Annotated in this window: 13 protein-coding genes; 11 read left to right on the forward strand and 2 right to left on the reverse strand. The window is 74.3% G+C overall.

Translation table 11 applies throughout. The features are described from left to right. Nucleotides 1-72: 72 nt before the first annotated feature. Entirely contained in the window at nt 73-1,497 is a 1,425-nt protein-coding gene (locus BSZ37_RS20695) for a sensor histidine kinase (protein ID WP_095512584.1), read from the reverse strand. 23 nt (nt 1,498-1,520) lie between these two features. Further along, entirely contained in the window at nt 1,521-2,279 is a 759-nt protein-coding gene (locus BSZ37_RS20700; RefSeq protein WP_218830610.1) for a response regulator transcription factor, read from the reverse strand. Nucleotides 2,280-2,509: 230 nt separating this feature from the next. Here BSZ37_RS20700 and BSZ37_RS20705 point away from each other — a divergent pair, with 230 nt between their 5' ends. From BSZ37_RS20705 to BSZ37_RS20755, 11 genes are all read left to right on the forward strand, one after another. Then, on the forward strand, nt 2,510-3,544 hold the full coding sequence (locus BSZ37_RS20705) for a DUF2231 domain-containing protein (RefSeq protein ID WP_095512586.1): 1,035 nt from the start codon (nt 2,510-2,512) through the stop codon (nt 3,542-3,544). A gap of 47 nt (nt 3,545-3,591) precedes the next feature. Next, nucleotides 3,592-3,978, forward strand: a complete 387-nt coding sequence (locus BSZ37_RS20710; RefSeq protein ID WP_095512587.1) for a hypothetical protein — start codon at nt 3,592-3,594, stop codon at nt 3,976-3,978. A gap of 121 nt (nt 3,979-4,099) precedes the next feature. Further along, nucleotides 4,100-6,022, forward strand: a complete 1,923-nt coding sequence (locus BSZ37_RS20715) for a copper resistance system multicopper oxidase (RefSeq protein WP_095512588.1) — start codon at nt 4,100-4,102, stop codon at nt 6,020-6,022. A gap of 102 nt (nt 6,023-6,124) precedes the next feature. Beyond that, entirely contained in the window at nt 6,125-6,904 is a 780-nt protein-coding gene (locus BSZ37_RS20720; RefSeq protein ID WP_095512589.1) for a copper resistance protein B, read from the forward strand. 3 nt (nt 6,905-6,907) lie between these two features. After that, a complete protein-coding gene (locus tag BSZ37_RS20725; protein WP_095512590.1) occupies nt 6,908-7,549 on the forward strand; it encodes a hypothetical protein in 642 nt (213 codons plus the stop codon). Then, on the forward strand, nt 7,546-8,595 hold the full coding sequence (locus tag BSZ37_RS22255) for a DUF4440 domain-containing protein (RefSeq protein WP_179299806.1): 1,050 nt from the start codon (nt 7,546-7,548) through the stop codon (nt 8,593-8,595). Before BSZ37_RS20725 ends, BSZ37_RS22255 begins: the two co-directional genes overlap by 4 nt. A 114-nt stretch (nt 8,596-8,709) precedes the next feature. Next, nucleotides 8,710-10,380, forward strand: a complete 1,671-nt coding sequence (locus BSZ37_RS20735) for an FAD-dependent oxidoreductase (protein ID WP_218830611.1) — start codon at nt 8,710-8,712, stop codon at nt 10,378-10,380. 72 nt (nt 10,381-10,452) lie between these two features. Beyond that, the gene (locus BSZ37_RS20740; RefSeq protein WP_218830612.1) at nt 10,453-12,660 is read left to right on the forward strand and encodes a copper-translocating P-type ATPase; all 2,208 of its coding nucleotides are present in this window, start codon (nt 10,453-10,455) and stop codon (nt 12,658-12,660) included. Between the two features lie 27 nt (nt 12,661-12,687). Then, nucleotides 12,688-13,575, forward strand: a complete 888-nt coding sequence (locus BSZ37_RS20745) for a glucose 1-dehydrogenase (protein ID WP_095512592.1) — start codon at nt 12,688-12,690, stop codon at nt 13,573-13,575. Nucleotides 13,576-13,584: 9 nt separating this feature from the next. Continuing rightward, a complete protein-coding gene (locus tag BSZ37_RS20750; RefSeq protein ID WP_095512593.1) occupies nt 13,585-14,499 on the forward strand; it encodes a patatin-like phospholipase family protein in 915 nt (304 codons plus the stop codon). A gap of 10 nt (nt 14,500-14,509) precedes the next feature. Then, complete coding sequence (locus tag BSZ37_RS20755; protein WP_095512594.1) at nt 14,510-15,490, forward strand: potassium channel family protein; 981 nt, start codon at nt 14,510-14,512, stop codon at nt 15,488-15,490. The last annotated feature ends 102 nt before the right edge of the window (nt 15,491-15,592 follow it).

The raw sequence follows: 15,592 nt of genomic DNA on the forward strand, positions 1-15,592 counted from the left end.
GCGCGCCCGGGCTCCCGCGCGGGACGCACCGGCTCGCCGGTGGGCGGTCGGGGCGAGACGGGCCAGCGCCGGTCAGTCCGACCCGTGCAGGCAGGGGAGGAGGACCCAGAACGTCGCGCCAAGGCCGGGGCCCGGGCTCGCGCACCCGACCTCCCCGCTGTACCCCTCGACGATGGCCTTGACGATGGCGAGGCCGAGCCCGCTCCCCGGCTCGGCCTGGACCTCCGGCGTGTCGGCCCGGAAGAACCGGTCGAACAGCCGCTCGCACGTCGCCTCGTCGAACCCGGCGCCCGTGTCCTCGACCTCCAGCCGCGCCGACCCGTCGACGTGCCCCAGCCGGACCGAGACCCGCCCGCCCGGGGGCGTGTACTTCACCGCGTTCCCCACCAGGTTGTCGACGACCTCGGCGAGCGGCCCGGCCTCGGCCGCGAGCCGGACGTCGGGTTCGGCCGACACGTCGAGCGCGAGCCCGCGCGCGGCGGCCTCGGGCCGGAGCCGCCCGGCACGCTGGCGGACGAGCGCGCCGAGGTCGAGCCGGGCGTCGGGCGTCTTCTCGAGCGACTCGGCCCGGGCGAGGTGGAGGAGGCCCTGGACCGTCCCCGTCATCTCGGCCACGTCCTCGACGACCCGGCCCAGCGTCTCGCGGTAGGCCTCGGGCTCGCGCTCTCGGCGGAGCGCGACCTCGGCCTCGCTCCGGAGCGTCGCGAGCGGCGTCAGGAGCTCGTGGGCCGCGTTCGCGGTGAACCGCCGTTCCCTCGCGACCGACGCTTCGAGGCGGGCGAGGAGCCCGTTGAACGTCTCGGCCAGGTCCGTCAGCTCGTCGCGCGTCTCGAAGTCTGACGGGAGCCGCCCGCCGAGTCGGCCGCCGTCGGCCGCGAGCCGCCCGGCCGCGTCAGTCAGCACGGCGACCGGGCGGAGCGCCCGACGCGCGAGCCACCACCCGGCCCCCAGCGCGAACAACACGCCGAGCGCCACGCCGAGCGCCAGCGTCCGGCCGAGGTCGCGGAGCTCGCGGTGCCGGCTCCACTCGACGCCCGAGACCTCGACGTAGCCCGCGAGCGCGCCGGACGGCGCCCGGAGCGGCTCGACGAGCGACCGGAGCGGCTCGCCCGCCCACTCCCGGCTCGCCCGGAGCGCGTCGCCGCCCTCGGGGAGCGCGACGCCGAGTGGGGGCCGCCCGCGCACGTTCTGGGAGGCGAAGGCCACGTCGCCGTCGGGCGTCAGCACGCGGACGAACGTCGCGTTCGGCCCGTCTAGCCGCGTCGCGACGGCCGCCGTCGAGGCGAGCGCGCCCGCGTCGACGCCGCCCTCGCCGACGGCCAGGAGGGGGACGACGGCCTCGAGTTCGTGGTCGAGGTGCCGGTCGAACGAGCGGTGCGCGGCGGCGTGGAACCCGACGTAGCAGAACACGGCGAACGCGCTGAGCAGCAGGAGCAGCGTGAGCGCGTACCACAGCGCGAGCCGGGCCGAGATCGGGAGGGGGGGGAGCGGGCTCATGGGGGACGAACGCTCGTCGGCGCTCACTCCGCGCCCGGGGCGCCGTCGGCGGGGGCGAGCCGGTAGCCCACGCCCCGGATCGTCTCGATCGACGGAGCGCCCGAGGCCCCCGACTCCCTCTCGGCGTCGGCGAGCCGCTGGCGGAGCCCGCTGACCGTCACGTCGAGCGCGTTGTCGGTCACGAAGAGCGGGTCGCCCCAGACCCGCTCCGCGAGGACCGTCCGCGAGAGGGCCGCGTCGGCGCTCCGCATGAGGACCTCGAGCATGGCGTGCTCCTTGGGGCGGAGGTTGAGGACGGCCTCGCGGAGCGGCCCGGCCATCGTCACCCTCCGTCGCTCGCCGTCGAGCACGAGGGGGCCGACGGCGACGGTCCGTTTCTGGTCCGAGAGCGGGGGCCGCCGGAGGAGCGCACGGAGCCGGGCCACGAGCTCCTCGAAGGCGAACGGCTTGGGGAGGTAGTCGTCGGCGCCGGCGTCGAGCCCGGCCACGCGGTGCTCCACGTCCGAGAGCGCCGTCAGCATCAGGACCGGCTGGTCCTTGCCCGCGGCCCGGACCCGCTCGACGATCGTCTTGCCGTCGCCTCGGGGGAGCCGCCAGTCGACGACGAACGCGTCGTAGGCGTTCTCCAGGGCGAGCCGCTCGCCGACCTCGGCGTCGCCGGCCACGTCGACGCGGTACCCCTCCTCCTCGAGCCCGCGGCGGACGGAGTCGGCGAGGCGCGCCTCGTCTTCGATGAGGAGGACCCACATGGGGGCGTCGGGGGAGGGGAACGGGTCAGGCACGGGATACTCACGGATCGCGGTGGGGGCGGGCACCTTAACGCCTTTTCAGGTCCCGCTCAGCCCTACCTCAGCCGGCGCCCCGTTTCATGGGCACGCCACCACTCTGCCCCCATGGCCATCGCCGTCGCGCTCTACTTCGCCGCCCTCGTCGCCGCCATCGCCGCCGTCGGGCGTGCGCTCGCGCCGCCCGCCGTCCGGGTCCTCGACGCCACCCTCCGCCTCCCCCGCTGATGCTTCCCGACTGGCTCCCCAACGTCCACCCGCTCGTCGTCCACTTCCCCATCGCGCTCCTCGTCGTGGCTGCGCTTGTGGACGCGGTCGCCCTCGTCGTCCGGCGGACGTACCCGTGGGTCCGGGCCTCGGCCGTCGGGCTCTACGCGCTCGGCGCGCTCGGGGCCGCGGCCGGGTTCCTCACTGGCCGCGACGCCTCGGACGAGGTCGACCTCCCGGCCCAGGCGCTCACCACGCTCAACGCCCACGCCGACTGGGCCCTCTACCTCGTGTGGTTCGCCGGGCTCTACGCCGCCGTCCGCGTCGCGGCCCTGTGGCTCGACGGGCGGGGCCGGGAGCCGGGTCGGCTCGCCGTCCACGCCCCGCTGGCGGCGCTCGGGCTCGTCGGGCTGTTCCTCGTCCAGCAGACGGCCGAGCGCGGCGGGCAGATGGTGTACCAGTACGGCGTGGCCGTGGCGGCCGCCCAAGCCGACGCTCCCGGCGGGGGCGGGATGGGCGACCACTCGGGCATGGTCATGGACGACTCGGTAGCGGACAGCCCGGGCGCCGACGCCCCAGCGGGCCTCCCCGCCCTCGACGTCCTCTCCGGCGCCCCGCCCGACGGGGCCACGCTCACGGCCGCGCCGGGCCGCCCGGCGTTCGTGGCGACCGGCGGCCCCGTCGGGGACGTGGTGGCCGAGGCCACGCTCGACCTCTCCGGGTTCACGGGCACGGCCATGCTCGTCCACCACGTCCGCGACGCCCGGAACTACGACTTCCTCGCGCTCGACAAGCCCGCCTCCGGCGAGGTCATGCTCCGCCAGGGGCGCGTCGAAGACGGCCGCGAGACGACCATGGACGAGGGGGCGGCCCCGCTCGACGGCCCGGCCGAGCTCAAGGCGTACGCCGTGGGCACCCACTTCCGGGGCTACCTCGGCGGCGAGCAGCTCACGCACCCCCACGGCCCGGCCGCCCCGCCCGGCCGCGTCGGGCTCCGTCTCGACGGCGCGGGCACGGCCCGCGTCCTCGCGCTCTCGGCGACCCCCGTCGAGTAGCGCCCCCCTACACCCCTACACCCCGCGGCGCCCCGCCGCCCACGTCCATGCGCGTCTCCCTGCTCCTCGCTCTCCCCCTCGCCCTCGCCGCGTGTGCCTCCGAGGACCCCCCCGCCGTCCCCGACGCGCCCCCGGGGGCCGCCGTTGAGGACGAGCTCTCCGTCGACGACGATCTCTCCGCCGAGGACGGCGCCTTGGAGGACGGCTCCCTCGACCCCGGCGACCCGCTCGGGGTCCCCCAGGTTGAGCCGGCCCGGCCCGCCCCAGCCCCGCCGGTGCCGCCGAGCGAGCGCCCGGAGGCCGCCGAGGACCACCCCGAGGGCGAGCACACGATGGAGGACGGCATGATGATGGACGGGGACCACACAATGGACGGCGAGGCCCCCATGGACCACGGCCAGATGGACCATGACCAGATGGACCACGACCAGTGACGGGGGGGGCGCGGCGTCGCTTCGCGCCCTCTTCGCGTGCGGCCTTAGCGTCTTTTAAGGTGTGGGGCCGCACTTCCGCACGCACGCCCCGTTAGAGACCCACGACCCACGCCCCATCCTAATGGACCGCCGACTCTTTATCCGCAACGCCTCCGCCCTCGGCGCCCTCGCGGGCCTGAGCGCGATGACCCCGGCCTGGGCGCGCTCGGCGCTCACCCTCGGCCCCGCCCGCGTCGAGGGCTTGGCGCCCACGGTCCGGCGCCCCGGCCTCGTCGAGTACGACCTGACGATCGACCGGACCCCCCTCTTGTTCGGCGGCGAGCGCGGGACGGCCGTCACCATCAACGGCGGCGTGCCGGGCCCGCTCCTCCGGTTCACCGAGGGCGACGAGGCCGTCATCCGCGTCCACAACCGTCTCGACGAGATGACGTCGGTCCACTGGCACGGGCTCATCCTCCCCAACGACCAGGACGGCGTCCCCCACGTCAACTTCCCCGGCATCGCGGCACGGTCGACGTTCGAGTACCGGTACCCCATCCGCCAGTACGGGACCTACTGGTACCACAGCCACTCCGCCTTCCAGGAGCAGCTCGGCCACTACGGCGCGCTGGTGATCGACCCGGCCGGGCCGGAGCCGTACGCCTTCGACCGCGAGCTGATCGTGGTCTTGTCGGACTGGACGTTCGAGGACCCCCACGACGTGCTCGACAACCTCAAGAACCGGGCGAACTACTACAACTACCAGCGGAACACGCTCGGCGACGTCCTGAGCGGCGACGTCAGCCCGTCGAGCTACCTCGCGTGGGAGCGGATGCGGATGGACCCGACCGACATCTCCGACATCACCGGCGCGACGTACACCTTCCTGATGAACGGGCAGGCCCCCGACCCGGGCTGGAGCGGGCTGTTCCGCCCCGGCGAGCGCGTTCGGCTCCGGTTCGTCAACGCGAGCGCGCTGACGTTCTACGACGTCCGCATCCCCGGCCTCCCCATGACCGTCGTCCAGGTCAACGGCCAGCACGTCCAGCCCGTCGAGACCGACGAGATCCGGATGGGGATCGCCGAGACCTACGACGTCGTCGTCGAGCCCGGCGACCGGGCCTACACCGTCTTCGCCGAGGCCATGGACCGCTCCGGCTACGCGCGCGGCACGCTGGCGCCGCGCGTCGGCATGACGGCGCCCGTCCCCGAGCGCCGCGAGCGCCCGTCGCTCACCATGATGGACATGGGGATGGACCACGGCGCGATGGGCGGCATGGACGGAATGGACCACGGCAGCATGGACATGTCCGGCGGCGCGGCCTCGGGCGGCGCGATGGCCGGGATGGACCACGGCGCGATGGACATGCCAGCCTCCGACGCCTCGATGGAAGGCATGGACCACTCCGGCATGGCGATGGGCGCCGCCAGCGGCGAGATGGCGATGCCCGGCGTCGACCGCACCGGCCTCCGCCCGCCAGGCACGATCCCGGAGCCCACGATGCACGGGCCCGACGATCACGGCAAGGCCAACGCGATGGCGCCCATGCAGACGCGCTCGCGCCTCCACGAGCCCGGCGTCGGGCTGGGCGACGACGGCCGCCGCGTGCTCGTCTACACCGACCTCAAGGCGCTCCACCCCGAGCCCCGCCGGGCGCCCGACCGCGAGATCGAGCTCCACCTCACCGGCAACATGGAGCGCTACATGTGGGGGATCAACGGGAAGACCTACGCCGAGGAGCCGCTCATCCCGATGACCCTCGGCGAGCGCTTGCGGCTCACCATGGTCAACGACACCATGATGAACCACCCGATGCACCTCCACGGCATGTGGATGGAGCTCGAGAACGGGCAGGGCGACTACATCCCGCGCGTCCACACCATCGTCGTCAAGCCCGCCGAGCGGGTCTCGCTCTTGGTCGAGGTCGACGCGCTCGGGCCGTGGGCCTTCCACTGCCACATCCTCTACCACATGGACCTCGGGATGTTCAGGGTGGCCATGGTCCAGCGCCCCGGCGAGACGCTCCCGCCCGAGCTCGCCGCCTCGTACGTGCCCCAGGGCTGACCGACCCGGGCGGCCCCACCTCCGGCCGCCCGACGCCGCCCCCCGACCCTCCGAGCGACGGGGAGGGGGGCGGCCCCTTCTGCTCCCGATCGACCCTCTCCGATGCTCCGAACCGTCCCCCTCGTTCTCGTCGCCGTCCTACTGACGCTCGCCGCCGGCGCCCCGGCCTCGGCCCAGGACGCCCCGCCGTTCCCGGAGTACCCCGACTTCCGGCCCGGCGCCGTCGCCGCGGCCGACCAGAACCTCTACTCCCTCGCGCTCCTCGACCTCTTCGAGGCCGCCCCGGCCGCCTCCGGCGTGCCCGCCCGCGTCGAGGGCCTGTACCGGATCGGGACGGACTACACCCGGCTCTACATCAAGGGCGAGGGCGAGGGGCTCATCGCCGACGCCGAGGGGGAGGTCGAGGGCCAGGCGCTCTACAGCCGCCTCATCACGTCGTACTTCGAGGCCCAGGCGGGCCTCCGGCTCGACACCGAGTTCGGCGACGGCGACGTCCGCGCCCGGCCCCACCTCGTCGTCGGGCTCGAGGGGCTCGCGCCCTACTTCTTCGAGGTCGAGCCCGCCGTGTTCCTCTCGGCCGCGGGCGATCTCTCGGCCCGGTTCGTCGGGTCCTACGACCTCCTGCTCACACAGCGGCTCGTGGCCCAGCCCCGGCTGGAGGTGAACGCGGCGCTCCAGGAGGTGGCCGACTGGGGCGTCGGGTCGGGCCTCAACGACACCGAGGTCGGCCTCCGTCTCCGCTACGAGGTCCGCCGCGAGGTGGCCCCGTACGTCGGCGTGAACTGGACCCAGCGCTACGGGGCCGCCGCCGACTTCGCCCGCGCCGAGGGCGGCTCGGCCTCCGAGGCCAACGTCGTCTTCGGCATCCGCCTCTGGCGCTAGCCCATGACCCGCCAACACCTCCTCGCAGCCTGGGGCCTCACCACGACCGTCGGGTGGCTCGCGACGGCCGCGCTCGGCGCCGCCGACCGGGGCCTCTTCGGGCTCGAGGTCCACGCGACGATCGTCGCCCTCTGGGCCGGGCTCATGGCTGTGCCGATCGCCTTGTCGGCCGTCCTCGCCCGCGGTCCCGGCGCGAGCGCGCACGGGTGGGTCTGGGTCGGGCTCGTCCTCGCGGGCCTCGCCCAGAACGCCTACGTCGTCCTCGCCGGGGGCACGCACCCGGGCACCGGGGGGGGGCACGGCGAGGGCGCCGCGGTGGGCACCGCCGCGGGGGAGGGCGACGGCCTCCTCGCGAGCCTCGACCAGGACGCCAGCTTTTACCACCTCTGGTTCGCGCTCGGCGCCGCCGGGTTCGCCGCGAGCGCCCTCGCCGTCGAGGGCCGGGGCCGAAAAGCGCTCTACGGCGTGGCCGCCGCCCTCAACGGTCTCATGGTCGTCGTGCTCGTGCTGGCGCCGTCCACGCAGGCTGCGGCTTTCCCTATCGCCGCGATCATCCAGGGTCTCCCCGTGCTCGCTGACCTCCCGCTCCGCGACCGCGCCCACCGCGCGGTCGCCCCTTCGTACCCCGTTCCCCTACCGTCATGAAACGCTCTCTCCTCCTCGTCACGGTGCTGTTCGCAGCCCCCGCCGCCCTCGCCCAGCAGCACGGCGGCATGGACCACTCGCAGATGGACCACTCCCAAATGCAGGGGATGGACCGCGCCGCGATGGACCACGACGCCCTCATGGCGCTCCACATGCGCATGATGGCCGACCCCGAGATCCACGCCGCCATGCGCGCCGACGCCGAGATGCAGGCGCTCATGGCCGAGGTGATGCCTGGGATGGATCATTCGGGCATGGACCACGGCCAGATGCAGGGCATGGACCACGAGATGCCCATGGACGCCGACGCCCGCGCCGCCATGATGGCCCGGATGCGCGAGCGGATGCAGGCCATGACGCCGGAGGCCCACGCCGCGTTCATGGCCCGAATGCAGGCCGCCCACGCCCGTCTCATGGCGACCCCCGCCGTCCACCAGCGCATGATGGCCGACCCCGAGATGCGCCGGATGATGGAGGCCATGCCGGGCGGGATGCCGGGCATGGGCCAGATGGACCACGGCTCGATGGACCACGGTCAGATGGAGGGCATGGACCACGGTTCGGTGGACCATAGTCAGATGGAAGGGATGGACCACTCGCAGATGGCGGGCATGGACCACGCCGAGGGCGTCGCGATGCAGCGCCGCAACGCGGGCGTCCAAAACGGCGACGAGCGCCCGGCCACGCCGACCGTCGGCGAGGCCGAGTTCGCCGCCTCGGCCACCGCCGACCGCTTCCACGCCGCCCTCGCCGCGGGCGACCGCGCCGCGATGGAGGCGCTCCTCGCGCCCGACGCCGTCGTCCTGGAAGGCGGCGGCCACGAGTCGCGCGCCGAGTACCTCTCGCACCACTTCGCCCGCGACGCCGAGTTCTTGTCCGGCACCGCGCCCGAGCCGCTCTACCGCCGCACCGGCGTCGCCGGGGACGCCGCCTGGGTCGCCTCCACGCAGCGCCTCGGCGACGTGGAGATGGCCGAGCTGCTCGTCATGAAGCGGACCCCCGACGGCTGGCGCGTCGCCGCCGTCCACTGGTCGTCGGCCCGCTAGCCGCGTCGGCCTCGCCAGGTCCTGTAGGCCCACCCCCCGAGCCGGAGGTGCGCCCATCCGACACCCTCCGCCGCAGGCGTGGAGGGCCCCGTCACCCATTGCCCCCACCCCGGAGTGTCCCGAAAGGTCGTCGTGTTCGGCGCCGGCATCGCCGGCCTCAGCGCAGCCCACGAGTTTGTCCGGCGGGGCTACCGCGTCGAGGTCTACGAGCGGAACGGCTCGGCGGGCGGCTTCTTCCGCAGCGCCCGACGCACAGAGGACAATCTGCCCACCGAGTACTCGTGGCACGGGTTCGGCCCGTGGTACCACAACACGTTCGACCTCCTCCGGCAGATCCCCTTCGACGACGACGGCACGCTCTACGACCGCGTGCTCTCGCGGCCGGTGGAGTACGCCGTCGTGACCGATACGGCCGACGACGATCTGGACATGGACGGCCTGTTCGACAAGCCCCGCGCGTTCCGGATGACCGCCCGCGACACGCTCTCGCTGGGGTGGGGCCTGCTCAAAGCGTGGTCCGCGAACGCCCGGTCGAGGGAGCGCTACGCGCGGACGAACGCCGCGGCCTACTGGGAGCCCCGCATGTCGACGGTCGGGCACGCCACGTGGCGCGCGCTCTTCGGCCCCTGGATCGGGTCGGACTGGCCGTACGCCTCGCTCCACCACGTCGGGCTGTTCTTCGGCCGGAACGTCCGGTCCGGCCCGCGGCATCCGCACCCGGCCGACGCCGAGGGCCCGGCGTGGGCCCACGAGCCGGGCGGCGGCTGGTCGCTCCTGCGCGGGCCGAGCAACGAGTGGTGGTTCGACCGCTGGGTCGCCGACCTCGGCCGCCGTGGCGTCGCGTTCCACTGGGAGACGCCGCTCCACCAGCTCCACGTCGACGGCGGGCGCGTCAGCGGGGCGACGGTGGGGGCCGGCACGTCCGTCGAGGCCGACGTCTACGTCCTGGCGACGACCCCCTTCGCGGCGGCCGAGGTCGTGGCCCGGACGCCGGAGCTGGCGCGGGACGAGCAGCTCGCGAAGTTCCGGCCCCTCGTCCAGGACGGCCCCCACACCCAGGTCTCGTTCCGGATCGCGTTCGACGAGCGGATGGCGTGGCCGCGCGAGCGGACGGCCATCGCCCTCACCGACTCCGCGTTCAACGTCACGCTCTTCGCCAACGAGCAGGCGTGGCCCGCCAGCGTCGACCTCGGCCGGGGCGTCCGGTCGCTCTGGACCGGCACGGCCTGCGTGTCGACCGTGCCCGGCCCGGTCCACGGCAAGCCGCTGCGGACCTGCACGGAGGACGAGTTCCTCGACGAGGTCCTCGCCCAGATCTACGCGTCCGACGCGCTCGACCTCATGATCCGGGAGGCGAACGACGGGCGCGGGCTCCGCGACTTCCCCGTCCTCCGGACCGAGGTCTGGCCCGAGTGGCACTTCTCCCCGGACGGGATCACGCCCGATCAGCCCAAGTGGGTCACCACGACGAACACGCGGGCGCACCGCCCCGCCCAGGCCACGTCCGTCCCCAACCTCGTGCTCGCGGGCGCCCACACCGAGACCGAGGCCGACATCTGGAGCATCGAGGGCGCGGTCGAGAGCGGTCGACGGGCGGCCCGCGTTTTTGAGCCCGACGTCGTCGTTCAGCCGCAGCACAAGCCCGCGCTGCTCCGGGCCACCGCCCGGCTCGACGACGCCCTCTACGCGCGCGGGCTCCCGCACGCCCTGCACGTGCTCGGCGCGGCGGCGGCGGCCGGGCTGGCCCTCGGCCTCAGCCACATGCGTTCGGGGCGGGCAACCTGAACGCCATTTAAGGTTAGCGCGCGACCCTGGGAGCCAGAGCGGCGTTCGCTCCGGAACGAGCCGCCCCGCCCGATGGACCACGAGCACGACCCCGCCGACCTCCCCGGCCTCAAGCAGGCCGAGCTGCGCGAGGCCGCCCACGAGGGACCCCACGGGTCCCATGACGACGGCCGCGAGGGCCCCGTCGAAGAGCACGACGCCCGCGAGCACGCCCACGAGGCCGCCGACCACGGCCCGGCCCCGAGCGACGGCGTGGACCATTCCAAGATGGACCATTCCAAGATGGGCGGCGGGGGAGGGGGGCACCACGACCACCACGCGATGATGGTCGAGGACTTCAAGCGCCGGTTCTGGGTCTGCCTCGCGCTCACGGTCCCCATCCTCGCGCTCAGCCCGATGCTCCAGATGTGGGCCGGCGTCGAGTGGCGGTTCCCCGGCGACGTCTGGGTCCTCACGGCGCTGGCGAGCGTCGTCTACCTCTACGGCGGCAAGCCCTTCCTCGCGGGCGCCCGCGATGAGCTGGCGGAGCGGCGCCCGGGCATGATGACGCTCGTCGCCCTCGCGATCACCGTCGCGTTCGTGTACTCCGTCGCCGTCGTCCTCGGCCTCGACGGCAACCTCTTCTTCTGGGAGACGGCGACCCTCGTCGACCTCATGCTCGTCGGGCACTGGGTCGAGATGCGGAGCGTGATGGGGGCCAGCCGCGCGCTCGAGGAGCTCGCCCGGCTCATGCCCGACGAGGCCCACCGGCTCACGGCCTCGGGCGAGGTCGAGGACGTCCCCACGGACCAGCTCCGCCCCGGCGATACGATCCTGGTCAAGGCGTCGGAGAAGGTGCCCGCCGACGGCGCCGTCGTCGACGGCCGGAGCGCCGTCAACCAGGCCGCCTTGACCGGCGAGTCGGTGCCGGTGGAGAAGGGCGTGGGCGACGAGCTGATCGCGGGCTCGGTCAACGGGTCCGGCGCGCTGACGGTCGAGGTCACGAAGACGGGTGCTGACGCCTACCTCAACCAGGTCGTCACGCTCGTCCGCGAGGCGCAGGCGTCGAAGTCGCGGACGCAGGACCTCGCCAACCGCGCGGCCTTCTACCTCACCATCACGGCCATCACCGTCGGCGCGCTCACGTTCTTCGGCTGGTGGCTCCTGTCCGACGGGCCGCTCGCGTTCGCCATCGAGCGGGCCGTGACCGTCATGGTCATCGCGTGCCCCCACGCGCTCGGGCTCGCCATCCCGCTCGTCGTCGCCGTCTCGACGGCGATCTCGGCCCGGAACGGGCTCCTCGTCCGCGACCGGGCCGCGTTCGAGCGCGCCCGCGACCTCGACACGCTCGTGTTCGACAAGACGGGGACGCTGACCGAGGGCCGGTTCGGGGTCACCGAGACGCTCCCGGCCCCGGGCGTCGCCGAGGCCGAGCTGCTCGCGCTGTCCGCCGCCGTCGAGGGCGGGAGCGAGCACCCCATCGCGGCGGGCGTCGTCCGCTCCGCACGGGACCGCGGGCTGGGGCTCCCCGACGTCTCCGACTTCGAGGCCATCACCGGCAAGGGCGTCCGCGCGACGGTCGGGGGGCGGACCGTCCAGATCCTCAGCCCCGGGGCCATCGAGGCCGAGGGCGTCCGCTTCCCCGACTCCATCCGCGCGTCGGCCGACCGCCTCGGCCGGGAGGGCCAGACGGTCGTCTACGTCGTCGAGGGCGACGGCGCCACGGCCCGTCCCCTCGGAGCGCTCGCGCTCGCCGACATCGTCCGGCCCGAGAGCCGGGAGGCCATCGACCGCCTCCACGAGCTCGGCCTGGAGGCCGTCATGCTCACGGGCGACAAGCGGGAGGTGGCCGACCACGTGGCCCGCCAGCTCGGGATCGACCGGGTCATCGCCGAGGTGCTCCCCGACGGGAAGAGCGCCGAGATCCAAAAGCTCCAGCGTGAGGGCCACGTCGTCGCCATGACCGGCGACGGCGTCAACGACGCACCGGCCCTCGCGACGGCCGACGTCGGCCTCGCGGTCGGGGCCGGGACGGACGTGGCCGTCGAGACGGCCGACATCGTCCTCGTGGAAAGCGACCCGCGCGCGGCCGTCCGCGTGATCGCGCTCGCCCGCGCGACATACCGGAAGATGGTCCAGAACCTGTGGTGGGCCGCCGGCTACAACGTCGTCGCGATCCCGCTCGCGGCCGGGGTCCTCGCCCCGTGGGGCGTCGTGCTCAGCCCCGCCGTCGGCGCCGTCCTGATGAGCCTGTCGACGGTCGTGGTCGCCGTCAACGCCCGCCGCCTCCGTGTCGACTAGCGCCTCCCCTGACTGACGTCCCCTCCCATGACCGACGCCCGCACCTCCGCCTCCGACGAGCGCCGCCCGCGCCCCGACGACATCCACGCTCAGCAATACGCCTACCCCGCGTCGCAGGACGACCTCGACCCGCCCCCGGACTCCGACCTCTCGAACTACAAGCCCGCTGGCAAGCTGAAGGGCAAGGCCGCGCTCATCACGGGCGGCGACAGCGGGATCGGCCGGGCCGTCGCCATCGCGTACGCCATGGAGGGCGCCGACGTGGCGATCCTCAACGACCAGCGCCTCGACGACGCGGCCGAGACCAAGCGGCTCGTCGAGGGAAAGGGCGGCCGGTGCCTCACGGTCCAGGCCGACGTCCGCGAGCCCGACCAGTGCGAGGAGGCCGTCCGCCAGACGGTCGCGGCCTACGGCCGGCTCGACGTGCTCGTCAACAACGCGGCGTACCAGATGATGCAGCGGGCGTTCGAGGACGTGACGCCCGAGCAGTTCGACCGGACCGTCAAGACGAACCTCTACGGGACGTACTACATGACGCGGGCGGCCATGCCCCACCTCTCGGCCGGCAGCGCGATCATCAACACCGGGAGCATCATCGGGCTCACGGGCAAGGCGTTCCTGCTGGACTACACGGCGTCGAAGGGCGCCATCCACACGTTCACGAAGAGCCTCGCGCTGATGCTGGCCGACCGCGGGATCCGCGTGAACGCGGTCGTCCCGGGCCCGGTCTGGACCCCGAACATCCCGGCCACGATGGAGCCCGACATGGTCGAGGGCTACGACTCGGACAACGCGCTGGGCCGGGCCGGCCAGCCCGAGGAGCTCGCGCCGGCCTTCGTGTTCCTGGCCGCCGAGGACGCCTCGTTCGTGACCGGCTCGCTGGTCGAGGTCACCGGCGGGCAGCTCCACGCCTGAACGCCGCCCTTGCGAGTCCGCCCGCCTGCCCGTGCCGCCTCGACGCCCCGAACGCGCCCGCACCGCCCGTTCACGCTCCTCCTGGGCGGCGGCGGCGCGCGCGGGTTCGCCCACGTCGGCGTGATCCGCGCGCTCGAGGCCGACGGGCTCTGGCCCTCGGCCCTCGTCGGGGTGTCGATGGGGGCGGCCGTGACCGCGGCCTACGCCCTCCGCGACGACTGGTACGACGCCGTGCTCGCCCTCGACACGCGGGCGTTCCCGCCGCCGCTCCCGCCGGGCGACGAACTGGAGCGCTCGCTGTTCGCCCGGCTCCGCGCGCGCCGCCTCGGGGCCGAGTTCGCGGTCCGTCTCGTGACCGGGTGGGGCGTCGGCGTCCCGGCCTACGACGCGGGGCGACGCGCGCTCGACGTGCTCACCGAGGGGCGCGACCTCGCCGAGGCCCGGCTCCCGGTGGCGATTACGGCGACCGACCTCGTAGGCGGGCGGCGGCACGTGATCCGTGAGGGGAACGCGGCCGACGCCGTCTACGCCAGCTCCGCGCTCGCGGGCGTGCTCCCGCCGCTCGACCGCGACGGGCTCCTCCTCGCGGACGGGGCTTACGCCGACCCCGCCCCCGTCGACCTCGCCCGCGACCTCGGCCCGCCGCGGGTGGTCGCCGTCGACGTCGGCCAGTCGGCAGCGGCGCCGTCCATCGACAACGGGTACACCGCGCTCCAACGGGCGGCGGTCATCACGAGCCGCGCCCACGCCGAGGCCCGGTTCGCGCAGGCGGACGTGGTCCTGCGCCCCCGGTTCTCCCGGGCCATCCACACGCTCGACTTCGAGGCCCGGCGCGAGTGCGCGGCGGCCGGCGCGTGGGCCGCCCGGGCGGCCCGGACCCGTTTAGACGGCCTCCTGCGCGAGGGCGGACGCCCCGCCGCTTGACCCCCGCCCCATGCCCGCCCTCCTCGCCGCTCTCGGCACGGCCCTCGTCCTGGTCGCCCTCTACGACGGCCTCAAGACGGCCCTCTCGGCGCAAGGCGGGGCTCCCCTCACGAGCGCGCTCTCGGCCGGGGTCTGGGCCCTCCTCGGGCATGGCCCCGCCCACGGCCTCCCGCGCCGCGCGGCCGGCGGCGTCGCCCTCGCGGCGATCCCCGTCGCGTGGACCCTCCTCCTGTGGGCGGGGTGGACCCTCGTGTTCTCCAGCGTCGAGGGGGCCGTGGTCGACGCCACGACGAAGGTGCCGGCCGACCTCCCTGCCCGCGTCTACTTCGTCGGGTTCACGGCCTTCACGCTCGGCATCGGCGACTACGTCCCCGTCGGCGCCACGTGGCAGGTTCTGACGGCTGTGGCCTCGTTCACGGGCCTCTTCCTCGTCACCCTCGCCATCACCTACGTCCTCCCCGTCGTCCAGGCGGTCGCGGAGAAGCGTTCGCTCGCCGGGCGGATCCACGCGCTGGGCTCGACGGGCGCCGAGGTCGCGGGCGGCGCGCGCGGCCCGGGGTCCAGCCTGGAGCGCCAGCTCGAGGCCGTCGCCTCGGACCTCACGCTCCACGCCGAGCGCCACCTCGTCTACCCCGTCCTCCACTACTTCGAGAGCGACGGGCCCCGAACGGCGCTGGCCCCCCGCCTCGCCGCGCTCAGCGACGCGCTCCTGCTCCTCCGCCACGGGCTCCCCGAGGCGGCCCGGCCCGACCCGGTCGCCCTCGGCGCCGTCGAGGGCGCGCTCGACGACTACCTCGGCACCGTCCGGGACATGCTCGCGAGCCCGTCCGAGGACGCCCCGCCCCCGCCGACGGCGGGCGGGCTCCCGCGCGCCGCGGCCGACGCCGACCGCGCCCTCCTCGCGGCCAACCAGGACCGCGCGGACCAGCGCCGGATCCTCTGGGCCGTCGTCCGACAAACCGGCCACGACTGGCCCGTGAGCTCGTCCTGACCCCGGAGCGCCGCCCCGACCCCGGAGCGGCCCGGTGGCGGCCCCGAGAGAGCGATCGCTGATGGAAACCTGAGCCCGATTTCAGGTGACTCACGCGAACGT

It is taken from the genome of Rubrivirga marina (assembly GCF_002283365.1).
GTDB lineage: Bacteria > Bacteroidota > Rhodothermia > Rhodothermales > Rubricoccaceae > Rubrivirga > Rubrivirga marina.

Coding starts and splice junctions, on each gene's coding strand:
- BSZ37_RS20695 (WP_095512584.1), bottom strand. CDS start 1,497: ATGAGCCCGCTCCCCCCCCTCCCGATCTCGGCCCGGCTCGCGCTGTGG.
- BSZ37_RS20705 (WP_095512586.1), top strand. CDS start 2,510: ATGCTTCCCGACTGGCTCCCCAACGTCCACCCGCTCGTCGTCCACTTC.
- BSZ37_RS20710 (WP_095512587.1), top strand. CDS start 3,592: ATGCGCGTCTCCCTGCTCCTCGCTCTCCCCCTCGCCCTCGCCGCGTGT.
- BSZ37_RS20715 (WP_095512588.1), top strand. CDS start 4,100: ATGGACCGCCGACTCTTTATCCGCAACGCCTCCGCCCTCGGCGCCCTC.
- BSZ37_RS20720 (WP_095512589.1), top strand. CDS start 6,125: ATGCTCCGAACCGTCCCCCTCGTTCTCGTCGCCGTCCTACTGACGCTC.
- BSZ37_RS20725 (WP_095512590.1), top strand. CDS start 6,908: ATGACCCGCCAACACCTCCTCGCAGCCTGGGGCCTCACCACGACCGTC.
- BSZ37_RS22255 (WP_179299806.1), top strand. CDS start 7,546: ATGAAACGCTCTCTCCTCCTCGTCACGGTGCTGTTCGCAGCCCCCGCC.
- BSZ37_RS20740 (WP_218830612.1), top strand. CDS start 10,453: ATGGACCACGAGCACGACCCCGCCGACCTCCCCGGCCTCAAGCAGGCC.
- BSZ37_RS20745 (WP_095512592.1), top strand. CDS start 12,688: ATGACCGACGCCCGCACCTCCGCCTCCGACGAGCGCCGCCCGCGCCCC.
- BSZ37_RS20755 (WP_095512594.1), top strand. CDS start 14,510: ATGCCCGCCCTCCTCGCCGCTCTCGGCACGGCCCTCGTCCTGGTCGCC.